The organism is Shewanella sp. ECSMB14101 (assembly GCF_000773485.1).
Taxonomy (GTDB): domain Bacteria; phylum Pseudomonadota; class Gammaproteobacteria; order Enterobacterales; family Shewanellaceae; genus Shewanella; species Shewanella marisflavi.
The window spans coordinates 69,996-94,978 of the sequence record NZ_JSFF01000015.1 but is presented as its reverse complement, the minus strand read 5'-3'; the positions used below and the strand labels follow the sequence as shown (position 1 = coordinate 94,978).

The 24,983-nt window shown below is 48.9% G+C and carries 23 protein-coding genes; 9 read left to right on the top strand and 14 right to left on the bottom strand.

What is annotated here, in order from left to right:
- The first annotated feature begins 238 nt into the window (after window positions 1–238).
- From NY07_RS12600 to gcvP, 6 genes are all read left to right on the top strand, one after another.
- A complete protein-coding gene (locus tag NY07_RS12600) occupies window positions 239–811 on the top strand; it encodes a UPF0149 family protein (RefSeq protein ID WP_033539710.1) in 573 nt (190 codons plus the stop codon).
- A gap of 60 nt (window positions 812–871) precedes the next feature.
- Window positions 872–2,116, top strand: a complete 1,245-nt coding sequence (gene ubiH, locus NY07_RS12595) for a 2-octaprenyl-6-methoxyphenyl hydroxylase (RefSeq protein ID WP_033539709.1) — start codon at window positions 872–874, stop codon at window positions 2,114–2,116.
- Window positions 2,117–2,127: 11 nt separating this feature from the next.
- A complete protein-coding gene (locus tag NY07_RS12590; protein ID WP_033539708.1) occupies window positions 2,128–3,336 on the top strand; it encodes an FAD-dependent oxidoreductase in 1,209 nt (402 codons plus the stop codon).
- A gap of 476 nt (window positions 3,337–3,812) precedes the next feature.
- Window positions 3,813–4,907 (top strand): glycine cleavage system aminomethyltransferase GcvT, encoded by a 1,095-nt coding sequence (gcvT, locus tag NY07_RS12580; protein WP_033539706.1) that lies wholly within the window; start codon window positions 3,813–3,815, stop codon window positions 4,905–4,907.
- A 204-nt stretch (window positions 4,908–5,111) separates the two neighbouring features.
- Complete coding sequence (gcvH, locus tag NY07_RS12575; protein ID WP_033539705.1) at window positions 5,112–5,501, top strand: glycine cleavage system protein GcvH; 390 nt, start codon at window positions 5,112–5,114, stop codon at window positions 5,499–5,501.
- Window positions 5,502–5,672: 171 nt separating this feature from the next.
- Complete coding sequence (gene gcvP, locus NY07_RS12570) at window positions 5,673–8,561, top strand: aminomethyl-transferring glycine dehydrogenase (RefSeq protein WP_033539704.1); 2,889 nt, start codon at window positions 5,673–5,675, stop codon at window positions 8,559–8,561.
- Between the two features lie 634 nt (window positions 8,562–9,195).
- Here gcvP and NY07_RS12565 read toward each other — a convergent pair.
- The 5 genes from NY07_RS12565 to NY07_RS12545 form a co-directional block, all read right to left on the bottom strand.
- Window positions 9,196–10,029, bottom strand: a complete 834-nt coding sequence (locus NY07_RS12565; RefSeq protein WP_033539703.1) for a hypothetical protein — start codon at window positions 10,027–10,029, stop codon at window positions 9,196–9,198.
- A 69-nt stretch (window positions 10,030–10,098) separates the two neighbouring features.
- Window positions 10,099–10,293, bottom strand: coding sequence for a hypothetical protein (locus tag NY07_RS19625; RefSeq protein ID WP_033539702.1), 195 nt, complete (start codon window positions 10,291–10,293; stop codon window positions 10,099–10,101).
- Between the two features lie 148 nt (window positions 10,294–10,441).
- Window positions 10,442–11,104 (bottom strand): hypothetical protein, encoded by a 663-nt coding sequence (locus NY07_RS12555; protein ID WP_033539701.1) that lies wholly within the window; start codon window positions 11,102–11,104, stop codon window positions 10,442–10,444.
- A gap of 20 nt (window positions 11,105–11,124) precedes the next feature.
- Entirely contained in the window at window positions 11,125–11,820 is a 696-nt protein-coding gene (locus NY07_RS12550) for a HupE/UreJ family protein (protein ID WP_033539700.1), read from the bottom strand.
- A 52-nt stretch (window positions 11,821–11,872) separates the two neighbouring features.
- Window positions 11,873–12,355 carry a hypothetical protein gene (locus tag NY07_RS12545; protein ID WP_033539699.1) on the bottom strand — a complete coding sequence of 161 codons (483 nt, stop codon included), beginning with the start codon at window positions 12,353–12,355 and terminating at the stop codon, window positions 11,873–11,875.
- 417 nt (window positions 12,356–12,772) lie between these two features.
- Between NY07_RS12545 and NY07_RS12540 the strand changes: the two genes are divergently transcribed.
- Window positions 12,773–13,156: a hypothetical protein gene (locus NY07_RS12540; RefSeq protein WP_033539698.1), complete on the top strand. Its 384-nt coding sequence runs from the start codon at window positions 12,773–12,775 to the stop codon at window positions 13,154–13,156.
- A 450-nt stretch (window positions 13,157–13,606) separates the two neighbouring features.
- Here NY07_RS12540 and NY07_RS12535 read toward each other — a convergent pair whose 3' ends face one another.
- Genes NY07_RS12535 through NY07_RS12525 form a run of 3 tightly spaced genes read right to left on the bottom strand, consistent with a single transcriptional unit; the run spans window position 13,607 to window position 16,096 of the window.
- Window positions 13,607–14,695: a ComEC/Rec2 family competence protein gene (locus tag NY07_RS12535; protein ID WP_033539697.1), complete on the bottom strand. Its 1,089-nt coding sequence runs from the start codon at window positions 14,693–14,695 to the stop codon at window positions 13,607–13,609.
- Between the two features lie 2 nt (window positions 14,696–14,697).
- A complete protein-coding gene (locus NY07_RS12530; RefSeq protein ID WP_033539696.1) occupies window positions 14,698–15,165 on the bottom strand; it encodes a hypothetical protein in 468 nt (155 codons plus the stop codon).
- Between the two features lie 28 nt (window positions 15,166–15,193).
- On the bottom strand, window positions 15,194–16,096 hold the full coding sequence (locus tag NY07_RS12525; protein ID WP_033539695.1) for a nuclease-related domain-containing protein: 903 nt from the start codon (window positions 16,094–16,096) through the stop codon (window positions 15,194–15,196).
- A gap of 269 nt (window positions 16,097–16,365) precedes the next feature.
- Between NY07_RS12525 and NY07_RS19030 the strand changes: the two genes are divergently transcribed.
- Entirely contained in the window at window positions 16,366–16,821 is a 456-nt protein-coding gene (locus tag NY07_RS19030) for a GIY-YIG nuclease family protein (protein ID WP_052125664.1), read from the top strand.
- 95 nt (window positions 16,822–16,916) lie between these two features.
- On the opposite strand, the gene NY07_RS12515 is transcribed toward NY07_RS19030, so the two are convergent.
- From NY07_RS12515 to NY07_RS12500, 4 genes are all read right to left on the bottom strand, one after another.
- On the bottom strand, window positions 16,917–17,351 hold the full coding sequence (locus NY07_RS12515) for a dCMP deaminase family protein (RefSeq protein ID WP_033539694.1): 435 nt from the start codon (window positions 17,349–17,351) through the stop codon (window positions 16,917–16,919).
- 251 nt (window positions 17,352–17,602) lie between these two features.
- The gene (locus tag NY07_RS12510) at window positions 17,603–18,610 is read right to left on the bottom strand and encodes a substrate-binding domain-containing protein (RefSeq protein WP_033539693.1); all 1,008 of its coding nucleotides are present in this window, start codon (window positions 18,608–18,610) and stop codon (window positions 17,603–17,605) included.
- A gap of 195 nt (window positions 18,611–18,805) precedes the next feature.
- Window positions 18,806–20,872: a methyl-accepting chemotaxis protein gene (locus NY07_RS12505; RefSeq protein ID WP_033539692.1), complete on the bottom strand. Its 2,067-nt coding sequence runs from the start codon at window positions 20,870–20,872 to the stop codon at window positions 18,806–18,808.
- Window positions 20,873–21,203: 331 nt separating this feature from the next.
- On the bottom strand, window positions 21,204–21,452 hold the full coding sequence (locus tag NY07_RS12500) for a DUF3297 family protein (RefSeq protein WP_033539691.1): 249 nt from the start codon (window positions 21,450–21,452) through the stop codon (window positions 21,204–21,206).
- A gap of 166 nt (window positions 21,453–21,618) precedes the next feature.
- Here NY07_RS12500 and NY07_RS12495 point away from each other — a divergent pair, with 166 nt between their 5' ends.
- Window positions 21,619–22,005: a ribosome recycling factor family protein gene (locus tag NY07_RS12495; protein WP_033539690.1), complete on the top strand. Its 387-nt coding sequence runs from the start codon at window positions 21,619–21,621 to the stop codon at window positions 22,003–22,005.
- Between the two features lie 79 nt (window positions 22,006–22,084).
- Here the strand turns inward: NY07_RS12495 and NY07_RS12490 are convergent, their stop codons facing one another.
- Window positions 22,085–23,026 carry a hypothetical protein gene (locus NY07_RS12490; protein ID WP_033539689.1) on the bottom strand — a complete coding sequence of 314 codons (942 nt, stop codon included), beginning with the start codon at window positions 23,024–23,026 and terminating at the stop codon, window positions 22,085–22,087.
- Entirely contained in the window at window positions 23,019–24,737 is a 1,719-nt protein-coding gene (locus NY07_RS12485; protein WP_033539688.1) for a hypothetical protein, read from the bottom strand. Before NY07_RS12485 ends, NY07_RS12490 begins: the two co-directional genes overlap by 8 nt.
- Window positions 24,738–24,983: the final 246 nt, after the last annotated feature.

Sequence of the window (24,983 nt, the reverse complement as noted above, 5' to 3'; positions counted from 1 at the left end):
AAAGTGCAATAACACTGGGGGCTTAATAACGCTTTGTTAGATTAAATGTTGTTTAGATAACCAATAGTTTAGGTCACCGTGGTGAAAGGTGTTCGAATTCTGCGCTAAGTGAAGGCTGGCGGAGTTTAAAGGGCTCGATGGCGTCAAAATACCTTATGGTCAGCTTACCGCTTTTGGCTTGGTCGTGCAGGCCAGATCTGCTAGCATGTCAGAAGTGATTTTACGATTGGAACCTCTTATGGCAACCCCTCCCTCTTTACGTATCGAAATTCTTTTCGCCGAGCTTACTGCCGCCGAGATCGCACAACATCCCGTAGAAGTTCATGGTTCCCTTGTGGGGCTTATCTGTGGTGGTGTGGGACAGGCCAAGAGCGAGTGGATCAAGCCGCTGCTGGAGCTGATCAACGACGGTCAGTTGCCGCCACCTTCTTTGGTGCAACTGCTTGAGGAACTCTACCAAGATACTATCGCGCGCATCACAGACGCGGAATTTGGTTTTACTCCTATGGCGCCTGAAGAGGAAGAAGCTTTAAGCAAGCGTGTCGAGGCGCTCTCTTTATGGGTGCAGAGCTTTCTTACGGGGATTGCCATGGCACAGCCTAAACTGAATCGCGCCTCGAGTGATGTGAAAGAGGTGATTAAAGATCTGGCAGAGATCGCTCAGGTTGAGTTTGATGTGGCCGAAGATGAAGAGTCTGAAGCGGCTTATATTGAGCTGATGGAGTTTGCCCGCATGGCGGCGCTGCTCTGTTATGCCGAATTCGGTCCAGAGCCGAGCGAGATCAAAGATCAAGACCCCATGATTCATTAATATTGTCTGCATTTATCGGGGCGAGCAGGGTTAACTGCTTGCCACAGAAAGAGAAAGTGAATGACCACTTCGTCTACCCCTAATAACGCATTTGATATTGCCATCGTTGGCGGTGCCATGGCCGGTGCCACCTTGGCACTTGGGCTGGCTAACCTGGCACAGGTTCAGCAACGACCGCTGCGTATTGCGCTTATTGAAGCCAATCGCCCAGGTGATGGCCATCCCGGCTTCGATGCCCGCTCTATCGCTATCGCTCAGGGCTCCATATTCGAACTCGAACGTCTAGGTATCTGGCCTAAATTGTCCCATCTGGGCACGGCGATAGAAAATATTCATGTTTCAGATCGTGGCCATTTTGGCATGACCACACTTAACGCCAGTGACTTTCATCTGCCGTATCTGGGCCAGGTGGTGGAGCTTGAGCGGGTCGGTGCCAAACTGTTTAGCCTGCTGGAGCAACAGGATGTCAGCCTGTTCTGTCCCGCTAAGGTGGCCAGTATCGTCGCCGGAGTAGACGCTCAGCAATTGACACTAGACGATGGCACTGCCATCAGCGCCAAGCTGGTCGTGGCCGCCGATGGTTTGAATTCTAAGATCAGACAAGATTTTAAGCAGCCGCTTGAACAGGTGGATTTCGAGCAGGTCGCGGTGGTGGCCAATGTGCTCACCGATAAGCCACATCAAGAATGGGCCTATGAGCGCTTCACCGACAGTGGTCCGTTGGCTATCTTGCCTATGGCTAATGTGGATGGACAGTCCCGCGTCTCCTTGGTGTGGGCCTTGGCACCCGAACATGCCGAGCTAATGCTAGGAGCGGAAAAGAGCGCGTTTTTAGATGCGCTGCAAGATGCCTTTGGTTATCGAGCCGGTCGATTTATCGACGTGGGCGAGCGCTATGCCTATCCACTCAAGCTGTCTTACATGGCGCGCCCTATTTATCAGCGCACCGTATTTATCGGCAACGCGGCGCAGACACTGCATCCCATCGCAGGTCAGGGCTTTAACCTGGGGCTGAGGGATCTTGTCTGCTTGCTCGAGGTGATCGGCGAGGCGCTCGAACAGGGCGAGGATGTTGGTGGTGCCAAGCTAACCCATGAATATCTGAGTCGCCGTCAGCAAGATCGCGACGCCACCATAGCTAATGTCGAATTCTTAGTGCGCGGTTTCTCTAATCAGTATTGGCCTCTGGTAGCCGGACGTAACCTAGGGCTGCGGCTACTCTCTTGGTGCCCGCCGCTTAAGACGCCTATTGCTCGTAAAGCCATGGGGTGGAAATCGCCCCAATCTGCCAGCCAGTTTCGATAAAGGATCTTTATATGTTCAGTACACAAACCTATGACGTGGCTATTGTCGGCGGAGGCATGGTGGGCTTGGCAACTGCCATCGGCCTTGGGCAGGAAGGCTTGCGGGTCGTGGTGATCGACGCCGGTGAAACCCATGCCGTATCGGGCGAGGCTAGACTGCGTGTCAGTGCCATCAACAAGGCCAGTCAACGATTGCTTACCCATCTGGGAGCCTGGGCTTATATCGACGAGTCCCGCATCGGCCCCTATCAGAAGATGGCGGTGTGGGATAAGGATAGCTTGGGCAAGATAGGCTTCGATGCCCATTCGATTAGCGAGCAGACTCTGGGCAGCATCATAGAGAACGACAACATCAGCCATGCGCTGGCGACCCGAGTCAGTGAGCTAACTGAAATCACTCACCTGGAAAATCATCGTTTGGAAAAGATCGCCTTTGGTGAGCGCGAGGCATGGTTGACCCTGGATAATGGCGACAACCTGTCGGCGGCGCTGGTGATTGGCGCTGATGGTGCCAACTCCTGGGTGCGCGAGCAATGTAAGATCCCCATGACTTTTTGGGACTATGGCCATAACGCCATTGTTGCCTCGATTCGCACCGAGCTGCCCCACAACGCCACCGCCAGACAGGTGTTCTTAAGCGAAGGCCCATTGGCGTTTCTGCCACTATTTGAAAAAGATCTCTGCTCTATCGTCTGGTCGGTGCCGCCGGCCAAGGCGCAAAGCCTCTTGGAAGGTGACAAGGTGCAGTTTGAGCGCAGTTTAACGGCCGCCTTCGACGGTAAGCTGGGCATGTGCAAGCTTGAGAGTGAACCGCAGGCCTTCCCGCTACGGATGCGTTATGCCCGTCACTTTGCCCGTCATCGCCTGGTGCTTGCCGGGGATGCGGCTCACACCATACATCCGCTGGCAGGTCAGGGTGTCAACTTAGGTTTTCTAGACGCCGCGGCTATTATCGAGACGCTGAGTGAGCTAAAGGCCAAGGGCAAAGATATTGGCGATTATGCCAATTTACGTGCCCTTGAGCGTTGGCGTAAGGCCGATGCGCTGGAGATGATCGCGGCGATGGAAGGCTTTAAACGCTTGTTCGAAGGCAGCAATCCAGTGAAGAAAGCCCTGCGCGATCTGGGCCTTAACCTGGTTGATAACCTTTCTCCTGTGAAAACACTGTTTATGCAACAGGCTATGGGTAACAAAACCCGCTTGCCTGAGTTGTGTAAGTAGGTCGTGCTAGAATGCGGCGCCTTATCATTTTGTTTTTAAATACAAGTGGTTGACATCATTTGATTTGATATACGGATTTTCATGTAACAAAACTACATTTGAAACATGAGAAAAAGTAATGGAAAAATGGTTCGGATTAGAAAATTCTCTTGTATACAAAACTGTGACGCAAGGTATAATTTCGCCGCATTTTGATACCAAACACGTATCTTAAAACAAAATTTGTTGATGCATCTTATTCGACGCAATTGATGCAAAAACTCATCTTTGCAATCACATCCTGGCCCTATGTACCCTAGGTTCAGGTGTGTCAGTTCGAGGCGGTTTACCATGACCGTCTGCATCGCTTAAGCCTATTGATGACAAGAGAGTGCTTGACCGACCCTTTCGGCCTTAGCCCCATTTCATCAATCACGCCCTAGCACTGAGGCACCGCCAGGTAAGACCCGAAAAGGGCAAAAAAAGAAGAGATAATAATGGCTAATAAAACTGTACTCTTTAACAAGCACCTAGAAGCTAACGCCAAAATGGTCGACTTCCACGGTTGGGACATGCCGCTAAACTACGGCTCTCAAATCGAAGAACACCATGTAGTGCGTCAAGACGCAGGTATGTTTGACGTGTCTCACATGACAGTAGTTGATGTTACGGGTGCTGAGGCCTGTGCTTTTCTTCGTAAACTGCTGGCTAATGACGTCGCCAAACTTAAGGTGCCGGGTAAGGCACTCTACGGTGGCATGTTAGACCATAATGCAGGCGTTATTGACGACCTGATCACCTATTATCTCAGCGACACCCATTACCGTATCGTAGTGAACTCGGCGACTCGCGAAAAAGACCTCGCCTGGATCACCGAGCAAGTTAAAGGCTATGACGTAACCGTCACTGAGCGTCCTGAACTGTCTATGATCGCCGTTCAAGGTCCTAACGCTAAGGCGAAAGCCGCAGCGGTATTTACCGACGAGCAAAACGCCGCAGTAGAAGGCATGAAGCCTTTCTTCGGTGTGCAGTCTGGCTCTCTCTTTATTGCGACCACAGGTTACACAGGCGAAGCCGGTTACGAGATCATCGTACCTGAAGCCGAAGCCGAAGCGCTGTGGCAAGCTCTGTTAGACGCTGGCGTTAAGCCATGTGGTCTGGGCGCCCGTGACACCCTACGTTTAGAAGCCGGTATGAACCTTTATGGTCAGGACATGGACGAGAGCGTTAACCCGCTGGCGGCTAACATGGGCTGGACCATCGCTTGGGAACCTGAAGACCGTGACTTTATCGGTCGTGAAGCGCTGACCGCTATCAAAGCGGCAGGCACAGAGAAGCTAGTTGGTCTGGTGATGGAAGCTAAGGGCGTACTGCGCACCGGCATGTCAGTATTTTTCACCGACGCAAATGGCGTTGAACAGCAAGGCACTATCACCAGTGGTACCTTCTCACCAACACTAGGTTACTCAATCGCCATGGCGCGTGTGCCTAATTCTGTTGGCGATGTCGCAGAAGTAGAGATGCGCAAGAAGCGCGTCCCTGTTAAAGTGATCGCACCTAGCTTCGTGCGTAACGGTAAGCAGGCCTTCTAACTGTTTGATAAGGGTTATCTCTGTTTAGCCGCCGGGCTGTCGAAAGGGCAATGGCGGGCCTGAGTTGCTGTGCATTATGCAATCTAAGCAACTTAGGCCAAAGCTGCTAAAATATCGGCTGACCCAGTCGAATGACAGGCGCTTGAGTGGTTATACAGTCTTAGTTTTTAAAAATTTAGCACTACGGAACAAGGAACAAAAATAATGAGCAATATTCCGACTGAATTGAAATACGCTTCTTCACACGAATGGATCCGCAAAGAAGAAGACGGTTCATACACTGTTGGTATCAGTGAGCACGCCCAAGAACTTCTAGGAGACATGGTATTCGTTGAGCTACCAGAAGTTGGCGACACTGTTAGCGCTGGTGATGACTGTGCGGTAGCCGAGTCGGTAAAAGCCGCTTCAGACATCTACGCGCCACTTTCAGGTGAAGTTATTGCGGTTAACGAAGCCCTAGAAGATTCTCCTGAGCTGGTTAACAGCGACGCTTACGGTGATGGCTGGTTCTTCCGCATCACGCCAAGCGACCTGAGCGAACTAGACAATTTGCTTGATGCCGAAGGCTATCAAGCGGTTATCGACGAAGAGTAATTGTCGATGCCTACGAAGCCCCATATCGCAAAGAGATGGGGCTTCGTTCGTTATAAGCCCGAGCATTATGCCTGTGCCGCATAACGAAAAGTAGAACCACATCAAACAACGAGACCGGTAACACCAGCCCCCTACAGCTAGGATACTGGCAAAAATGGAACTAGGTTAATCATGACCACTGAAACCCTCACTCAGTTAGAGCAGCACGAACTATTTATCCGTCGTCATATCGGCTCGGACAACGCAGAACAGCAAGAGATGCTGAACTTCGTTGGTGCAGAATCTTTAGAAGATTTAACGCAGCAGATAGTCCCTGAGTCGATTCGTCTTGGACGCGACCTTGCCGTTGGCAGCGCCTGTGGCGAAGCCGAAGGCCTTGGTGCAATTCGTAAGTACGCGGATAAGAACAAGGTGTTCAAGAGCTATATCGGCATGGGTTACTACGGCACTATCGTGCCAAGCGTGATTCAGCGTAACGTATTCGAAAATCCAGGTTGGTACACAGCGTATACTCCATACCAGCCTGAGATCGCCCAGGGCCGTTTGGAAGCCATCCTGAACTTCCAACAGCTGTCGATGGATCTTACCGGTCTTGATCTGGCCTCAGCCTCTTTGCTAGATGAAGCCACAGCAGCTGCCGAAGCCATGGCGTTGGCTAAGCGTGTCTCTAAGGCGAAGAAAGCTAACATTTTCTTCATCGCCGACGATGTGTTCCCACAGACTATCGACGTGGTAAAGACCCGCGCCGAGTGTTTTGGTTTCGAAATCGTAGTTGGTCCAGCCAGCGAAGCGGTTAACTATGAGCTGTTTGGTGCCTTGTTCCAATACACCAACCACTATGGTCAAATCACCGACTTCACCGAGCTGTTTGCCGCGCTACAAGAGAAGAAAGCTATCGTGACTGTGGCCGCTGACATCATGTCACTGGTATCACTTAAGTCGCCTGGCTCAATGGGCGCCGACGTCGTCTTTGGTAGCGCCCAGCGTTTCGGCGTGCCAATGGGCTTTGGTGGTCCACACGCTGCCTTCTTCGTGACCCGTGATCAGCACAAGCGTTCACTACCAGGCCGTATTATCGGTGTGTCACAAGACACTCGTGGTAACCGCGCCCTGCGTATGGCGATGCAGACCCGTGAGCAGCATATCCGCCGCGAAAAAGCTAACTCAAACATCTGTACCGCACAGGTGCTGCTGGCTAACATGGCCTCTTTCTACGCCGTATTCCATGGCCCACAAGGCCTGAAGATTATCGCCGACCGTATCCACCGTCTGGCCGATATCTTTGCCGCGGGCTTGAAGGCTAAAGGCGTTAAGCTGGTAAACAATACTTGGTTCGATACCGTTTCCTTCAAGGTTGCAGATAGCGCCGCCGTGCAGGCTCGCGCCATTGCGGGTGAAGTTAACCTGCGTATCGACAGTGACGGCATCTTAGGTGTTGCCATGGCTGAGACCACCACTCGTGAAGATGTGGCGCAGCTGTTTGATATCGTTCTGGGCGAAGGCCATGGTCTGGATGTGGCGGCAATTGACGCCGACATCATCGCTAATGGCAGCAACTCAATTCCAGCCGAGCTAGTTCGTCAAGACGCTATCCTTGAGCATCCAACTTTCAATCGCTATCACAGCGAAACTGAGATGATGCGTTACATCAAGCGTCTGGAAAACAAAGATTTAGCACTGAACCACTCGATGATCTCACTTGGTTCTTGCACCATGAAGCTAAACGCGGCAACCGAGATGATGCCTGTGAGCTGGCCAGAATTTGGCAACATGCATCCTTTCTGCCCGCAAGATCAGGCCCAGGGTTACGCAGAGCTTATCGAAGAGCTGTCAAACTGGTTGGTTGACATCACTGGCTACGACGCTATGTGTATGCAGCCTAACTCGGGTGCATCGGGCGAATATGCTGGCTTGCTGGCTATCAAGAAGTACCACGAGTCTCGCGGTGAAGGCCACAGAAATGTCTGTCTGATCCCTCAGTCTGCCCACGGTACTAACCCTGCTTCGGCCCAGCTTGCTGGCATGAAGATTGTGGTTACCGCCTGTGACAAACAGGGTAACGTGGATATGGAAGATCTTAAGGCTAAGGCTGCCGAAGTGGCCGAAAACCTGTCTTGCATCATGGTCACCTACCCATCGACTCACGGTGTGTACGAAGAGACCATTAGCGAGATCTGTGAAGTGATTCATCAGCATGGCGGTCAGGTGTATCTGGACGGTGCCAACATGAACGCTCAGGTAGGCCTTACCACACCAGGTTCAATCGGCGCAGACGTGTCGCACCTTAACCTGCATAAGACCTTCGCAATTCCACACGGTGGCGGCGGACCAGGTATGGGCCCAATCGGCGTGAAAGCACACCTTGCGCCATTCGTTGCTGGTCACGCTGTGGTTAAGCATGGTCGTGAGTCAGACAACAACGGTGCGGTATCGGCCGCGCCATATGGTAGCGCCAGCATCCTGCCTATCACCTGGATGTACATCAAGCTACTGGGTTACCAGGGCCTGAGACAGTCTACTCAGATGGCATTGCTAAACGCTAACTATGTGATGAAGAAGCTGTCTGCCCATTACCCTGTGCTGTACACAGGCCGTAATGACCGCGTAGCGCACGAATGTATTATCGACCTGCGTCCACTGAAAGAAGCCTCTGGCGTTACCGAAATGGACATTGCTAAGCGTCTGAACGACTACGGTTTCCACGCACCGACCATGAGCTTCCCGGTTGCGGGTACCCTGATGATCGAGCCGACAGAGTCTGAGTCTAAGGCTGAACTGGATCGCTTCATCGAAGCCATGGTCGCGATTCGCGGCGAGATCGCCAAGGTTGAAGCAGGTGAGTGGCCAGCGGACAATAACCCGCTGCACAACGCGCCGCACACCATGGCCGATATCATGGATCCTGAGTTCGACTCACGTCCATACAGTCGTGAAACTGCCGTATTCCCAACGGCTGCGGTTAAGGCTAATAAGTTCTGGCCAACCGTGAATCGTATCGATGACGTGTACGGCGATCGTAATCTAATGTGCTCGTGTGCACCGATTGACGATTACAAGTAAATGACTACTTGGCCTCGATAATACGGCGTCATCCTGTTGTTTTCACTGCTCATTGACTAGAGTCAACTGCGCGGCGAAAACAGCAGGTTTCCTTGTCTTATCTTCGGCAGTAACGTCATTTGGGATGTATACGGCACCGACCATAATAAAAAGCGAACCCTTTGTGGTTCGCTTTTTTGTTAGCTACTTGGACTCGCTACTGCGGCGTTGAATCTCAGCTTTCGTGCTCATTGGCACAAGTCAACTGCGCGCGAAAGCCTTCGATTTGCCGCCGCGGAGCTGATTGTGCAAAGAGTGCTTCGTCAGCGACGCAATTATCGCCGTAATTAGCTTCAAATGAAGCTTAGATATAACAAAGCGAACCCTTGTGGTTCGCTTTTTTGTTGGCTGTTTAGACTCTCTATTGCGTTGTTAAATCTCGGCTCCAGTGCTCATTTACTCAAGTAGACTGCGCGCTAGAGCCTTCAATTTGCAGCCGCAGAGCTGATTGTGCAAAGAGTACTTCGTCAGCGACGCAATTATCGCGTGACTAGCTTCATCTGAAGCCTAGATATGAAAAAAGCGAACCTTTGGGTTCGCTTTTTAATGCTACTTATAATCGAAATGATTAATTTGGGGATCTGCGTTGGGGCTGTTAACGGTACTCATACCAACAAACTGTGACGTTTCTTTCTACTCTAGAGGTTGAGCCATCAGGCGCCACTACCGTTGATGTAATTGTCCTTGTTCCGCATTGCTTCATGCGTATTCGATCAAATAGAAAGTGCTCAGCCCAAGGTCTGTTTTGGTGGTAAGCTTCGTATTCATTCTGATTAAAGTTAACCGTCAACTGGTTATTCTCATCCTTAAGACCCTCTTCAACAGTATCTTTTATTTGCCAGTAGTCGTTTTTAAGTTCTAGTTTAAGATGAAGGGTTAACCCATGTTTGCCAATAAGCTTGACGTAAACGATGGGGTGCTCTCCTTGTAAAATTAAATTTTGAATGAAGCTTTTCGCTAAAGTACTAATCATCTCTTTTTTACTAGTGCTAAGTGAGTTCGTTGTCGTAAATAGCGCTTCTTTACCTGCTTGATAGATTAAATGTTTTGCCGCTATAAGATCTAAATAAGGCTTTTCAGATAAATAGTTATTGTATGCGACAAGTTGTTCGCCTGCATGACGATTGAGTCCGTCCATTGTTTCACAATCGCTATCATCATCACATTCTAAAGTGATTGTTGTATCTAATGGTTTAGCTGCAATGATCTGGTTTGTTATATCGCCTCGGTAACGAGCAATTTTAAAGCTTACTTCTATTTCACTGGTGATTTTGAGTTGTTGCTCGCCTTGGAGTGCACTGTCAATTTGATACGAAATAGTTGCTTTGTCGTAACTCACACAAGGTGCGTCAAAACAGGGTGGGTAGGCATATGCTGAACTGCATAGCAGCATTAGTATGATAGTGAATAGCCTCTTTCCTTTGAGCATAATTATCTTCCATTTATCATAAAGTATACATTTTGCGCTGGTAGATAATTGAGGGAAATTGAATTTTCTTCAAGCGACCTCTTGGGTTGGCGCTATGCCGAACTGTTTACAGATGTGGTCGATACACAGGGCTTGCTGCTGGCTCCACAGACCATAGCTCAGTGGCATTAGGCTGACGCCAGCGCGCTGCAGTAGCTTGTAGAGGTTGATTTCGGCGCTGTCGTGCGCAAAGCACTGTTTGTAGTAGCTCAGAATCCCTTGCAAACTCTGTCCATCCCCATGGTTTAGTGGCGTTGCAAGAGTCACTTAACCATTAAATTTCAACAAGGTGTGATGAGAGATTGCAACCTTATGCCATGGCGGTATTAAGGAAAAAAGGCCCACTCCTAGATAAAGGACGGGGCCTGAAAGGTTAGCCCTTAATACGATAATCGCCTTTGGTTGTCAGGGTGACGGTGACAGGCATATCGCTCTTGTTCTTCCAATACCAGCCGTGAGAACCGGCAAATGGCGTGGTGAGAGAGCCTTTCATTTCATTGGCTGTGGTGATTGAAAAGCTTTCGTAATAGCCCGTGGTATCGCCTTTGGGTTCGCCATGAAAATCGAAGTAGAGAGGTTGACCATCGGTGTGCCATTCATATTCCAAGTGCATATTGGCATCCATGAGTAGCTTGTATTCCAAGCCTTTGCCCGCTGGGATAAGGATATCTATCGTATCGCTTCTCACCCCAGGGGTTTGGCGCGCCGCCTTTATCTGTTCGACGATTGACTTATTTACCGCCTCAGAACCCATGAAACCTAATTCGGCCTCTTTCATCTGAGTTGGCATTTCATTTTGCATCTGGCTGGGTTCTGCGACGCCTGTTTGTACCGCTTGCGCCTGGCTCGATTTCGCCAGCTCAGTTAATCCTGCCGCCTGGCCAAAGCCTGTTGGGTCGACATCATATTCCGCCGGTAAGATAAACAGCACCAGTACAACGGCTGCGATAAGGGTTGCCGCCAGGCTGGCTTTGATAAGAGTTTTGTTGCTGTGCACTGGGATATGTTCATGTGCTTGATGATTTGACTGCTTCATATTTAATTCCTTGTCCCGATTTATGATTGGAAATAACCGGTTAATTGATATCCGACTAACATCAAACCGCTGCTCATTAACAGGGTGTTGGCCGCCACTGAAAATGTGAGGTAAGTGCGGTAGCGACGCCAAAAGCTAAACAGGATTAACACCACGCCGAGGGCTAAGAACTGGCCTATCTCTACGCCCAGGTTAAAAGCCAAAATATTACTGACCAATCCTTCCTGTGGTAGCTGAAACTCTTGAATCTTGGTCGCCAGACCAAAGCCATGGAACAAGCCAAAAATCGCGACGGCAATCTTAGTATTGGGTTGGTACCCAAACAGCCGACGAAAGCCGCCAAGGTTATCAAAGCCTTTATAAACAATGGAAAAGCCGATAATCGCATCGATAAGGTAGGCATTGACCTGTATGTCGTTGAGTACCCCATACAGCAAGGTGATGCTGTGCCCAAGGGTAAACAGGCTTACGTAGATCAGGATATCCTTGCCCTTAAATAGGAAGAATATCACCCCCACGAGAAACAGCAGGTGGTCATAGCCTGTGACCATGTGTTTTGCGCCGATATAGATAAAAGGCAGTATCGATACGCCTTGATTCGTCGACAAGAAAGCTTGTGTTCCGTCATCCACGCTATGGGCAAACAGCGAGGTGGACATAAACAAGCAACAGAAGGTTACCAGCAGGGTCAACCCGCCAGCAATTGAACGATTCATGATTACACTCCCAATTCGATTAGGATAAAAATACAGTTGTTTTGTTGTGTTTTTACCCAGCCAAGAGCGGAGGGCGAATTGGCGGCGCATCACAGCGCGTCAGGCAGACTTGTATCAGCGGTGTGAGTGTTTGCGCTTGGCGCTGCACACTGACGACCCTGTATTCCGTTGGTGGATGAGAGGCCATGTAGCTGTGATGGTCGTGCTGATGCTCTTCATATTTCGTGGCAGGTTTTTCGATATCAGAGCTATTAATATGAGCGGCAGTTTGCTCGGCCAACGATGCGATGCTTTCCACGGCGTTAAAGGGGGATAACTGTTCAACATCTCTAAGGTCATCGCCAGGATGATCGGTGTGATCATGGCTTAGATGATGAGCCTGATGATGAGCTTGATGATGACGGTTGGCAAAGGAGTGTGAGTGACTTATTGTGGCGCCGAAAGCATGGCGTTCGTTGGCGTAGCGCACGCTTAATGCGGCCCCGGTTGCTAGAGACTGACAGAAGATCACTAATAGCAAGCAGATCAATAGCATTGATGATGAGTGTTTACGCTTAGTCGGCACAAAATGGGGGCTTAACAGCGCGGGCTCCTACGACAATTGGGTCGATGTTATTTTAATTATTTGGCCATTGATTAAACTAGAAATTTACAGAAACTACGAGCCTTAGATTTGGTGAGCCAGATGCGTGCTTTGCTATCAGGTACCCAGCAAATGTTCGTTTGAGCTGAGGTTCTAGTGTCTGTTCTGGCGAATGTTTTGATGTATGTACTCGTGTATGTATTAGAACCGTTTAGCGCTTGGCCATTGCATCAGCACGGGTTCACCAGCACAATCAAAGCTTATCGATAAATGAGTTTATCCCCGCAACCAAGGTTTAGGGTAAGCAGGCGGGTAAAGTAAGCAGACTGGTAAGTAAGCGAAAAGCTTACGCAAGAGGTAAAGAGAGCCATGCAGCAAGGATTCCCCATAACTATCACGGCCGATGACAGATTTTCGAGTTCACTTAAGCCCTTACTGTCTAAGCTTGAGATGTGGATCAACTTTCAGGCGCTAAAGGCGGACTGGTATGGTAAGGAGGACCATGTTTTAACCTTCGACTTTACCCTGGTCAGAACCCTGGATGACAAGGCTGAGCAGTTAACCTTAGATAACTGGATAGTCGAACCCGGTTACGCCTATCACTATGAGAGCAGTCGCCTGATGACTATCGCCTTCATCGCCGTTGATGACTTGCTTGAGCGCGGTACGGGTATAGAACAAGAGATAAAAAGTCGATTGGTAGCGGTTGCTAATGCGGTGGGGCAAGAGAATGGCCTTATAGGGCTATCTTAGACAAAATTTAAGATATGAAGCTAAAATTGCATGGACTGTGTTCGTTCATTTGGGAGAATAAATGCCTAAATTGATTCAATTAAATGTCCAGATTTAGGTTTGGTAAAAGTTGAAGGCGGATTGGTCGTGGGGGAAAGCCAATAAGTCAAAATATTTCACTAAGAATATTGTTATCATTGTATTGGTTGAATAGTTTGTAATAGCTCTGAATTACTTAAAGACTCATGTTTATTATTTTATTGAAAATGGTATGAGATGAGGTAATCTTCTAAATTGAAAATTGTTAAGTGACTACGATAAATTTTTGATGAAGACTCCATATCGATATTGAGAAGTCTTAGATCGAAAAGTGAAATAATTAAGACCTCTATTAAGCTAGATAAGTAGAGGTCTTAATACCCAGTAGGGGAGTGTTCATTATAGTTTTTACTACGGAAGCAATGACTGTTGTTAACTTTCCTGTTCTTCTGGGTAAGCTAATGGTGTTACTGCAGTCCATCCTTCTCGTTGGGGTGCATTTCTTTGAGTGCATAAACCATTAGATTCTGTAGATATCACTTTTCCCTTCCTATGGATCATACCTCTAACAACCGCTTTTCTGGGGTGATGTTCATCTTCTTTTGATGCACTAATTACCGCAGTAAAATTGGTATCATTAGAATTAGGCTTTAACAATGGCTTTTCTCCTAACCAACGATCAAGTAATTCTGTAGAAACATTTCTTCTTGAACCATGATGTGGAACTTGAAATGTGTCAATTCCAGGTAATATTAAATCAATGTTTGGAGCATAGTCAGCGGCTTCTGATAATGCATTTCTACCAGCATCTCCAGTTAGCAAAATTTTATTACCACATAGATTCGCATATTGAACTACACTCATTTCGTTTTCAGCAGAGGTGGGCTCTGGTGAGAAATTTTCATTTCCCCAAAGCGCTGACACAAACTCTTCTAATGCTACTACGCCATCTTGTAGTTTATCGAATATACCTTTAAATATATTTGATTCATCTTCGACTTTCTCAGGAGTTTTATCCGATTCGACTATTAAATTCAAATAACGTTCTTTCGAAGGTGCTAGAACTTTAAACTCTCCAATAGTAGTTCCCTGGAAAGGTTCTCTTATAGCTATTCCTTTTTCTTTTGCGATATCTTCTAGTGCTACAATATTAGGGTATAAGTCTTTTAGTCTTTTAACTAAATTATCAACTGAAGTAAATCGTTTAAATCGCTCGATGAGTTCATCTGCATAAAGCCATGGCCTTAACATCCAGATTTCACCTACATCATACTTTTCTAGTACGGTTCTCAATCCTCCAGCGTGGTCGCCATCAGGATGTGTTACTACTACGGAGTCAATATAGCTAGGGGAACTGTAATATTCATTAATATGCTCTACAATTTTCTCTCCTGTTGCTTGGAATCCACCATCCACAACATGGATTCTCTTTTTGCCATTTGATTGATATCTAATGCAGGTTGCATCACCACTTTTTTTTGATTCAACATTTAAAAAATCAATTTCGTAAAAATCTTCCATTACTATTCATCCTTTTCTGATTGACTAAACTGTCCATTTCTGGATTTTTCAATACCGAATAATGACTTTCCAATCTCTTCAATTTTTGCCACAAACTTGTCAACGTTTAGCCCTGCAAAAAAAGCGAATGCGTAATACCCAAAGTTACCAGCGTCTGTATTTTGAGAGGCATCTAGTACAACAAGTCCTGCTTTTAAAAAAATATAAGCTACTATTCCACAAATGAAACTTGTTAGTGGTCTTAGGTAGTACCAAGTCTCCCATGATTTACTCCACCGATCATGAACGCATCGATTCAGATAAACGGAACGAAGGCAATATAGAACACCACCTAGCATCGCTATAAGTGAACACCTGAAAGCTAGTTCACTTATAACAAATGTTTCTGGTATATAAAGTAGTTCCAGACCTATAAAGGCAGATGCTATTATTAACAGTATTGCAACTAAATATGTAATAACTAATTTCATCTGCTTTTCCTTTTAATTCGTTAGTTTGCTAAAAATTCTCTAAATTATTTAAACACCTCTGCGCAACTTGATAGACGATGGCGTCCATCTCTTGCTGGGTGAATGATTGCCCGTATTCTTTGTGGCCGTTGACCTTAGGTAAGGTTTTCACCAACTGTTTGTGATTCAAGATGGGGAAAGGTGGCCTGGATTGATTGGTGACGTACCAGCCGGGAAATACGAGTACAGGCATGGCATTGACCTCGACTCCGCTTGCCTTGGTGAGCCAGTTGCCTACCCACTTCGCTTGTCTGGAGGCCTGTTCAATCGGCTTGGTTTCCTGCCAAGAGGGGAAGCACAAGCGATTGTCTTTGTAAGTGACCTCATAGGCTTTGCCGCCGTTTTTCTTATCTTTAATGCGCTTGTGGCGACCTTTGGTTTCTATGGCAAATACACCATTCTTACCTATGGCGAGGTGGTCGATATTAAAGCCCTCTGCCTGCACGTCGTGGAAGACCTGATAGCCTAAAGCCTGTAATCCTATTAATTCGTTGGCTGTCGCTATTTCGGCGGTATGACCCAGTCGCAGCTTGGTTAGTTGCGTGAAGGCTTTCCAGGTTTTGTAGCCGCTATAAATCAGTCCTATGACTATGGTAAAGATGAATAGCCAGGGGACATCCTCTTGAATGATATGAGCCCTGAGACTGTCGATGGCGAAAGGAAAGGCAACAACCATGACGGCGATAACTAAGGCGCCGATAACATCCATCTGTAGATCTTGAATCTGTTGCTGTAAGCCGTAGGCGGGAATGCGGATCAGTTGGTCGCGATCGACGGGTAAATCTAGGGTGAGGTCACGCCGTTTTAGAATTAGCCAAGCGACACTCATCACGACAAACATACCCGATAGCAAGACGGCTATTGATATGAGATTGGCTGCCAACTCTGTCATGTTCATCCTTGAAGCAAATGAGAGGGTATATCAGTGGGTAAAGATATAAACCCATGAATATGCGCATAATATACCCTTAACTTGTACAAAAAGTAACTGCTAATTGGTCTAATTGTGATGGATTATTTAATCTTATTGATAGCTCCCTTTTGGTAGAAGCTACCCTGTAATCTGGTTGTGTATTCTGTGAGGGCGCTATCTTCATCGCTGGCGACTCTGAGATAGACTCGTGAAGAATAAGATCGATTTATCACGGAAGTAGAGGCTATATGCGATTTTCCAATACTAATGATCCCCATGGGCCTGGGTTTATCTATGTGATGCGTGAGCCCGAAAACCTCAATCAGATTAAGATTGGACTCAGCATAGACCCTATTCGCCGTGCTCGTGACTTGGATACGACTGGCCGCGCTCAAGAACTCGATGTCTATTTTGCCATGCAGGTCGATGACATGAAGAAAGTCGAGACCATTATTCATAATTACTTTGACCACCTGAGGTATTCGGGCACAGAGTTTTTTATGGTGGTGCATCCGATGCAAGAGGTAGACCTTGGCAATCCTAAGTACCTGGATGAGTTGACCATGGATATCTATCTGGATACGCGCATTGAGGAGATCTGTGACGGCCTAAGCTCGATAGGAATTAAGTGGCACGAGGTCTCGGTTGGGTATCTGCGCCAGAAGCATTTTGAAAGTGAGAGAAACGGTGGCGGATTCTGGTAGGTATTCAGGGAATACTTTGGAAGAGGTTAAAGAGTGAGAAAGGGCAGAGTTAGCTTATTAATCTCAAGCTCTGCCCCAAAGCTGCTTTGGCTAGCTTATCCCACCTGCATCCAATCGACTTCGACGCCTGCCTGCTCGAACATATCTTCGCTGACCTTTATCTTATCGCCCCAGCGGGAGAGGAAGTCATCGCTGGGTTGTGGGCTATGTACTACCTTTAGCCCTGTTTGAATGATCTTGGCGGCGCAGTTGGGGCAAGGAAAGTGGGTTACCCAGATCTCGCAGCTGCTGAGATCCCGCTTGGCGTAGAGAATGGCGTTCTCTTCGGCGTGCAGGGTCTTGAGTAGTTTCATCTCGCGGTTGTCTGTCTCGGCACTGTCTGAGATCCCGTGTGGGTAGCCGTTGAATCCCAGTGAGACAATGCGGTTGTTTTCAGTGATCACGGCGCCTACTTGGGTGGAGGGATCTTTACTCCATGAGGCTACCAGTTCGGCCATTTGCAAAAAACGTATCGCCCATTTGCTCATCATCTACTTAGCGTCCCTATTCTATATGGCTGAATATATTGGCTTAACCAGAAACCATTTTCTGTGGTGAACAATGATAAATCAAGCGGCGCGCAACACAAAGCAAAGTCTGGTGGAATGAGTATTTTCGCTAATCTTATTTGTCTTCAAGTTTGCGAGGCAGTGGACGGTCAGCATCTAATCAGGGGAGCAGGTAATAACTCTTTATGAGCTTTCCCCCAGACTGATGTTAGTGGCGGCTTATTGCTGTGGCCTCATTCGCTACTGGCTTTGGTGCAGGTATCGGCGTTTTGTGGCGTGCAAAGCTTGATGGGGGTGTAGACAACCTGCTCAAAGGCTTGGTCACTGACGATTTTATGCAGAGTAAAGATGGCCTGTCTGCCCATCTCATAGGGGCTTTGGCCAATATTGGTATGAGCTAGATGGTCTTGTAACATCGAAATCTGTGGCGGGGCCGCATCAGAGATAATCACGACGACTTCTTTGCTATCTAGCTTCTCCTTATAGGGCGTTATCATCTTTCGATAGAGGGCTTCATCATTTTGTGGCCAGCCACCCACGGCGATAAAGGAGTCGGCCTTGATGGGTTTGCCTTTCATGACCGACTCCATCTGTTTCACCGCCTGATTAAGCTGATCGAAGTTGGAAAAGGGCTCTCTAATCTCGGTCCAACCGTTGTCGTTATGCAGCCGCTCGCCTGGAGGATTTAAATAGGTCTTGCCTGATAGTGCGCTGCGAACGCCCATGATCCTGAGATTCAGATTCGGCGAGTCAGGGCGGCCGGTTTGGATAATTAGAGAACCGCCATTGGGCCTGAGTTTTTTAAGTTGCTCGCCCAGTGCGACGCCAAAGGCAAAGTTATCTGTCCCTATATAGGCGCGGCGCAAGTCTTGGTGTTCGGCTAAGGTTGGGCCGTCGAAATCTGAGTCGTAGGTGATCACCGGAATGCCTGCGGCCTTGGCTTTTCTGAGGCTGTTTTCGGCGAGAAATTTAGACTGGGTGATGGCAACGGCGATACCGTCAATTCCTTGTTCGATCAGATCTTCTATCACTTTATCTTGCAGGCGCACGCTGGAGATCTCAGGCCCCAGATAGATGCACTCCACGCCTGTCAGTTGGCTGGCGGCATCTTGACAGCCCAGGCCACTCTGATCGAAGAAAGCACCATAAAACTTAGCCACAGCAAATTTAAGGTCTTTGGCGCTAACAGGTGAGATGACCAATAAGGTCAATGAGATGAATGCTATGAGTAACCGAGTCACGTTAGCCCCTCAAATGAATGAAACTAGGAGTTAAAGAGGTTTTTTACACTTTGATAACTTAATTTAGCAGAGCATTAGGTGTAAAGATATGCGTCACATCAATGATTTTACCGAGTAAGGTTTCAAGTCGCCTAGTGGCGACAGTGAGGCAGGGCGCCTTTTACAAGGCGCTTGACTGACTAGGCTAATAATGGACTAGGCTAACTTAAATTTGCTCACCATGGCGCTGAGTTGTTGATTGGCGCTCGATAGGCTTTGAGTGCTTTCGAGGGTATATTGGCCATTTTGCAGTAGAGCCTGTGCCATCGCCTCTATGGTATGCATGTTTTGGCTTATCTCGGCGGTTACCACACTTTGCTCTTCAGAGGCGCTAGCTATCTGGCTGCCCAAGTCGTTTATTTCGGCGATAGAGCGGGTGACCTCGCCTAGGTTTGAGGTGACCCGGGCGGTATTTTGCGTGACCTTATGGCAGCTATTCTTGGTTTCGAGCATCACCTGCTCGGCGGTGTCGGCATCATGCCTTAAGGTTGAGAGTATCTGCTCTATCTGTGTGGTGCAGGATTGAGTGCGCGAGGCGAGCGAGCGCACCTCGTCAGCCACCACGGCAAAGCCCCGTCCCTGTTCGCCAGCCCGTGCCGCTTCGATGGCGGCGTTTAGCGCGAGCAGATTGGTTTGGTCGGCGATCTCCTTAATCACGCCCAACACAGAGATGATCTGGTTGGTATTGTCGCTCATGGTATGAATACTCTGGGTGGCTGAGTTCATCTCCTCTACCAGGGCTTGCACACTGCCAGCGGCATCGGTCACTGTGATCCTTGAGGTCTTGGCTTCTTCGTTGGCCTGCTGGGTACTGGTCGCCATGTTAACGGCGCTCTGAGCCACCGCATTTGCCGAGGCGTTCATCTGACTGATGGCAGTGACCACCAGTTCGGTTTCACTTCTATGATTGGTCAGCGCCTGGCGATTATTTTCCGAGTGGCTGTCGAGCTGGCTGATCTCTTGGGTGATCTTTTGTGAGGCGCTTGAGATCTCCAGCATCATGGCTTGCAGATAGCCGATAAAGTTATTGATTGAATGGCCTATCGCCGCCAGCTCATCCTTGCTGGTGATGGCGAGGCGAGAGGTGAGATCGGCATCGCCTGTTGACAGGGTATCGATACGGTTTTTCAGCATCACCATATCGGCAATGATCTTATTGAGCAGAAATACGCAGAAGGCCAGGGCGACGATAATGAGCACGCTGGCAATGGCGATGCTGCGGTAGATCTTGCTGTTAAATATCGCCTTGGTACTGTCGGTGAGTCCCTGCTCGATGGCGCTGATGTTGGATTCATAGGTGCCAGTGCCTATTACCCAGCCCCATTCTGGCAGGATCTGTCTGACGTAGGCTATCTGAGCTTGCCGGGTTTGAGTGACTGGGTCTAATACGGGGAGAGTGACGAAGGCGTCGGCTTGATGGCCTAAAGCCTGCTTTGCCTTGGTGGCGTTTGGCGTGATTTGACCTATCAGGGCTTGCTGGGAGTGGGCCAAAATTTTGCCGTTGCGGTCTTGTACCCAGAAGTGACCGTCTTCACCGAACTTAGCCGCTAATACGGTTTGCAGTGCGCTGTTGAGTTTATCTTGCCTCAAGGTACTGATGTACTCGCCGGTGGCGATCACCAGATTAAGCGGCTCAAAGTAGAAAGAAGCTGACAGCTTCTCTTCCACTTCACCCGTTGAAGGATTGGAGAAGAAGTAGCTGGTAAAGCCTATAGGGTTGGCCTTTGCCGCCGCGACTATGTCACGTGCGTAGTAGTTACCCTTTTCATCCAGGGCATCTCGGCTGCTACCCATAGACACACCGCCCATGCCTGAAGCTTCATTTGCCATGGTATCGGCGTCGTAGGCAAACAGGTAGCGACCATTGCCCCAGCGATATTCATTGAGAAAGGTGTATATCAGCATGGCGGCATCGTCGGTGAGATTATTCTCATACATGCGATTGATGGCATCGCGAAATATCTTAATCTCTTCACCCAGTGCTTGCTTGATGTTTTCTTCTCGGGACTGTTGATAAAAGTCGTTGACGGATCGGCTGAGGGTGTCGACTTGGCCTATGAGGTTCTGTTTGACGAGGGCTTCAACTTCATGGCTGACGTTGAGCTCTTCTTGCTTGAGCACCTCTTGCGCGATGATAAAGGTATTGATGATAAACAGGCCCGAAACCGCGACAAGTAAAGCACCTACTAATATGATTAGTTTAGCTTTTATTGTTATGTTCATAGACACCAGCCTAAGACTAATTTGCCTAGATATAAGAAAAATCTAATGAATATTAGGCGGCAAAATTAACCTAAAAGCAATCTGACGATCACAGAAGCGTGATGTGGGTGCAGCTTGTTGGTTACAAATGAGAGTTGACTAGCAATTATGGCGAATAGGTGAGCTATATAGTATAGAAGAATAATCTAAGATACTGATATAAATTAGTTATTTGGCGTGCGCCAATAATCTTAATAAGGGGTAAAGAAACCTGGGGGCTTTTTTAGGGGCTGTAAGGATAAAAAAGGAAGCCTGAGCTTCCTTTTTGCAACACTGTAGAGCATTCGACAATTTACTTGTAGAAGGCTTCGACTGTGCCTTTGACTGTCATCAGCAGCGGCTGACCATGACGGTCTAGCGCCTTAGGACTCGGGATTTTTACCCAACCTTCACTGATGCAATATTCTTCAACGTTAAAACGCTCTTTGCCGTTTACGAGAATGCCGATGTCATTTTCGAAGATCTCGGCCACGTGGTGAGGGCTGCGAGGATTGACGGATAGACGATCTGGCAGTGCCGGTAGTGATTTAGTGTCAGTCATAGTAGTTATCTTTAGTGAATAATTCGTGCGCTATTGTAGGCAATAGTGGTTGTGGGCTCAAGATGTATAGAGCTACTGAGCTTTAAGGTTGAGTTTTTATCTGTGGGCTGGAAAAATGGCCTACCTATTTACCAGTCCGGCCTAATTACCTAAGGATACCGCCGCAATGAATGAAGCGATCGCCATTGCATTACCCTCGCTGATTCATCGGATTGGCCGAGAAGCGGTGACTCAGGCACAAACCCTGGCTGGCGATTTTGCATGTAGCCTCAAGCGGGTGAGGCGCTCCCGCAACTGGCAGCTAACGGGAGGGGCCGTGGATGTGCAATCTTTCACTCTGGCCCTTAAGCAGCACCAGGGTGAGGCGGCGCATTATCTTATTACTAAGCTTGAGGCTGGACTGGCACTACACGCCGATAAGTTGGAGCCGTTGGAAGTGAAGCTAGTACGTCTGATCCGCGAGACTCCGGGTATCACCCTGGGAGAGCTGGTGGAGCAGACTCAATGTACTCTCATTCAGGCGCGTCAGGCCAGGTTCGATGCCGACAGTTAAACCAAGTTTTTAATTTAAAAACAAGGGGGATAGCCTATTTGGCTATCCCCCTTGTGGTTATGGGTCAGAATAAAAGGCGCTAGGCACTCAGTCTACGCCAGGCGCTGCCCATCAGGGTGAAGATGAAGGTGAACAACTTGTAGGTGAGCCAGCAGAAAAAGATAAAGCCGCCGATCATCAGCACCCAGACGATCACCTCTACTGTGGTTGAAGGTTCCTTCTTAGCCTTGCCAGATTCAGCGCCTTGTTCGCCTGCTGATTTAACGGCCTGTTCGCTTGTGGCCTCTTGTTCTGGCTCAGCGGCTTTTGCACTCGGCTTCACGCTCGGCTTGCTTGTAGCGGCGTTGTCGGTATCGGCTGTGACCGACTTGCCATTGATTGGCTGTAGGATGATCCCAAATTGGTTCTGGTTGTGATCTAGCCTCACCCTAAGGCTGCGGGTCTTATAGCCTTTGTCACTGATCTCAAGCTCGTAGTTGCCGGGGGAGAGGGGCATGCCAAACTCATATTTAGGCCCTATGTTCATCACCCTGACTTTGGCGGTTGCCGGCTGGGTGACAACCTCCAGCGGGAAGGTCTTGCGTCCCTTCTCCCAGAAGGTGAGGGTGACTAAGTTGCGGCGCTTGGCCTGCACGTATACCTTGCGTGAGATGGCCTGTTTCTTCTTGTCCTTGGGACTGGCCTTGAGCCAATAGGTGCCGGGCGCTAGATAAGCTTGGCGGCTGATCTCAATACCTGCGCCATTGGCGCTTTTTGACAGCGTCGCCTTGTCGAGATCTGAGTTGCGGCCCAGATCCAGCAGGCCGGCATTCTTGTCGGCACTCACCAGTTGATATTGGTTACTCTCCACCTGAGCGATCAGGTGTGACAATCCGGGCAGCTGGGCCAGTTCACCGGCGAAGGCCTCGAAAATGCCGTCTTCTATCTTGTCTTTGAGCTTCTGTTTTAGATCGGCGTGGGCAACCTCGGGAGCGAGGAGCAGTAGCAATGCCGCACAGCAAGGTAACATCCATTTATTCATCTGAACCTCCGATGATCTGTAGCAGTCCTGCGGCCAGCTCTGGGGCAGCGTCACCCAAGAGATCGATAATCATCAATACGGTATCGGTATCGCCGTGGTTGACGATATAGTCGCGAATGACCGCATCGACCATCTCCTTGTTTTGTCGGTAAAGTTCCTCGCCACTGCTCTTAATCAGCTCGTCCAGCGCCTCACCTCTTAGGGCGTCTTCAAGCTTTTCGGCTAGCTGGTTAGACGCCTCTGTCTGGCGCTTTACCTCAAACGCAGTCTGGTTGTTCAGTTCGATCATATGACCGTTAATCTGCGCCTCGCTCATTCCCATCATCTGGGCGAATAGGGAACTGATGTTAGAGAGGGCGACCACATCGAAGATATGCTTCTCGATCTCTGTCTTTTCCGGCATCTTTTGTTGGGTGGGGCGGCTAATGTTACAGACGTTGGAGTCTGGGAAACATTTATATTCTCCCTTGGCGACCTCTTGCTCGTCTATTACGAGTCGCCATTCGAACACCAGTCCAAATACCAGCCAGAGCATGTTACCACCGGGATATTGGGTATCGCCCATAGTGATCGTCTTGTGTTTGAGCTCTCCGGTCCAGACGCCGGACGCACGCTTACCCTGCTGGGCGTTGAGCGACTGCATGTAACTGAACTCCAGGCGGGCATTAGGTTGTTTAAGGCCTATGTCACTGTGGGGCGTAAACTGTACCAGTTCATCGCCAAGGAAACGCTTCTTGCCCTGGTTTAGCACGCTGGCGAGCTGTTTCTCCAGCAGCTTGCTGGCGACGTGGGGCTCAGGGTAGGTGAAGCGCAGATGCTCTGGGGTCTTGAGCAGTTGAGCTTCAAAGGCATCGGGCTCTGCCTTCTGCTCGGCGCGTGCCTTGCGATTAGCATAATAGCGCTGCATGAAGAGCTGAGGATCTAAGCCACTCCAGCCGGAGACGAGCATATTAATATCGTCAATCTCGGCGGCAGACTTACGGCAGGGCATATGTGCGGCCTTGATGCTGATCTGGGAGTGACCCGATTGAATCACCTTATGCAGCATGTCGAGGAACTCGGCGTTGAGCCCTCGCTCGGCCCAACCCTTGCGGTACATCTCTAGCTTCAGGCGTCCGCGCTGATCGATAGATTGCATGGCGATATCCGCCTTGTTGATCATGCTGGTGCAGTGGGCTCGCCTGAGTGGGTTGCTGCGCGCCCAGGTTAAGAAGTCGCGATAACCCGCCTTAGTGTCAGTGCTGACAGCCTCCTGCCAGCGCTTATCGGTATGGCGGTGGCGAGAGAGGTAGGCGGTCAGCCAGACAAGCAGTAGTAAGGTACCTAAGAACTGGCTGAACCCCTGAAAACGCGGCTCGTAGGGATATTGCTGGGTGAGGGAGCGCTCGGTGGTCTTGCTCATGGGAAAACTGGTTTGATAGTCCAGTGACAGTAGCACAGGCTTAGCCAATACCTTGATGGGTAGCAGGCGATTCTCTTCCCAGGCAAAGACGGTTTGCACCTTGTTTTTATAGGTAAATATCTTGTCTGTATATATTTGATATTTCGCCGAGCCGAAGGCGACCACCACAAACCAGGCGACGGCGCCGAGCATCAGGTAGCGGGCTAATCGTCTAAGCTTAAGCCGCCAAATTGAGTCAGGTTTAGATTTGCTGAGTTTGCGAATAAACATCCATGCCACAAAACAGCCAAGAATGATCAGTTTTATCATTATCTCTTCCGTGTCAAGCTGAGGTGCTACGGCGCGAGTAGGACTGAGTGATTGACTCGGCGGCGCCATGAGCTAGGGTTACATTTGTTAAAACTATACCTGCAGCTGTAACTAAAATAAACCTGACGCTTGGCGTAAGTGTGTGATTAATCACAGTTAACCTATCTGTAATGATTGTTCCCCTGATTGCGAGTCAGTCAGTATTGGGCAGAGTGAAACGGTTAGCGAGGCACTGGTGTATATCTT

Coding starts and splice junctions, on each gene's coding strand:
- NY07_RS12600 (WP_033539710.1), top strand. CDS start 239: ATGGCAACCCCTCCCTCTTTACGTATCGAAATTCTTTTCGCCGAGCTT.
- ubiH (WP_033539709.1), top strand. CDS start 872: ATGACCACTTCGTCTACCCCTAATAACGCATTTGATATTGCCATCGTT.
- NY07_RS12590 (WP_033539708.1), top strand. CDS start 2,128: ATGTTCAGTACACAAACCTATGACGTGGCTATTGTCGGCGGAGGCATG.
- gcvT (WP_033539706.1), top strand. CDS start 3,813: ATGGCTAATAAAACTGTACTCTTTAACAAGCACCTAGAAGCTAACGCC.
- gcvH (WP_033539705.1), top strand. CDS start 5,112: ATGAGCAATATTCCGACTGAATTGAAATACGCTTCTTCACACGAATGG.
- gcvP (WP_033539704.1), top strand. CDS start 5,673: ATGACCACTGAAACCCTCACTCAGTTAGAGCAGCACGAACTATTTATC.
- NY07_RS12565 (WP_033539703.1), bottom strand. CDS start 10,029: ATGCTCAAAGGAAAGAGGCTATTCACTATCATACTAATGCTGCTATGC.
- NY07_RS12555 (WP_033539701.1), bottom strand. CDS start 11,104: ATGAAGCAGTCAAATCATCAAGCACATGAACATATCCCAGTGCACAGC.
- NY07_RS12550 (WP_033539700.1), bottom strand. CDS start 11,820: ATGAATCGTTCAATTGCTGGCGGGTTGACCCTGCTGGTAACCTTCTGT.
- NY07_RS12545 (WP_033539699.1), bottom strand. CDS start 12,355: ATGCTATTGATCTGCTTGCTATTAGTGATCTTCTGTCAGTCTCTAGCA.
- NY07_RS12540 (WP_033539698.1), top strand. CDS start 12,773: ATGCAGCAAGGATTCCCCATAACTATCACGGCCGATGACAGATTTTCG.
- NY07_RS12535 (WP_033539697.1), bottom strand. CDS start 14,695: ATGGAAGATTTTTACGAAATTGATTTTTTAAATGTTGAATCAAAAAAA.
- NY07_RS12530 (WP_033539696.1), bottom strand. CDS start 15,165: ATGAAATTAGTTATTACATATTTAGTTGCAATACTGTTAATAATAGCA.
- NY07_RS12525 (WP_033539695.1), bottom strand. CDS start 16,096: ATGACAGAGTTGGCAGCCAATCTCATATCAATAGCCGTCTTGCTATCG.
- NY07_RS19030 (WP_052125664.1), top strand. CDS start 16,366: ATGCGATTTTCCAATACTAATGATCCCCATGGGCCTGGGTTTATCTAT.
- NY07_RS12515 (WP_033539694.1), bottom strand. CDS start 17,351: ATGATGAGCAAATGGGCGATACGTTTTTTGCAAATGGCCGAACTGGTA.
- NY07_RS12505 (WP_033539692.1), bottom strand. CDS start 20,872: ATGAACATAACAATAAAAGCTAAACTAATCATATTAGTAGGTGCTTTA.
- NY07_RS12500 (WP_033539691.1), bottom strand. CDS start 21,452: ATGACTGACACTAAATCACTACCGGCACTGCCAGATCGTCTATCCGTC.
- NY07_RS12495 (WP_033539690.1), top strand. CDS start 21,619: ATGAATGAAGCGATCGCCATTGCATTACCCTCGCTGATTCATCGGATT.
- NY07_RS12490 (WP_033539689.1), bottom strand. CDS start 23,026: ATGAATAAATGGATGTTACCTTGCTGTGCGGCATTGCTACTGCTCCTC.
- NY07_RS12485 (WP_033539688.1), bottom strand. CDS start 24,737: ATGATAAAACTGATCATTCTTGGCTGTTTTGTGGCATGGATGTTTATT.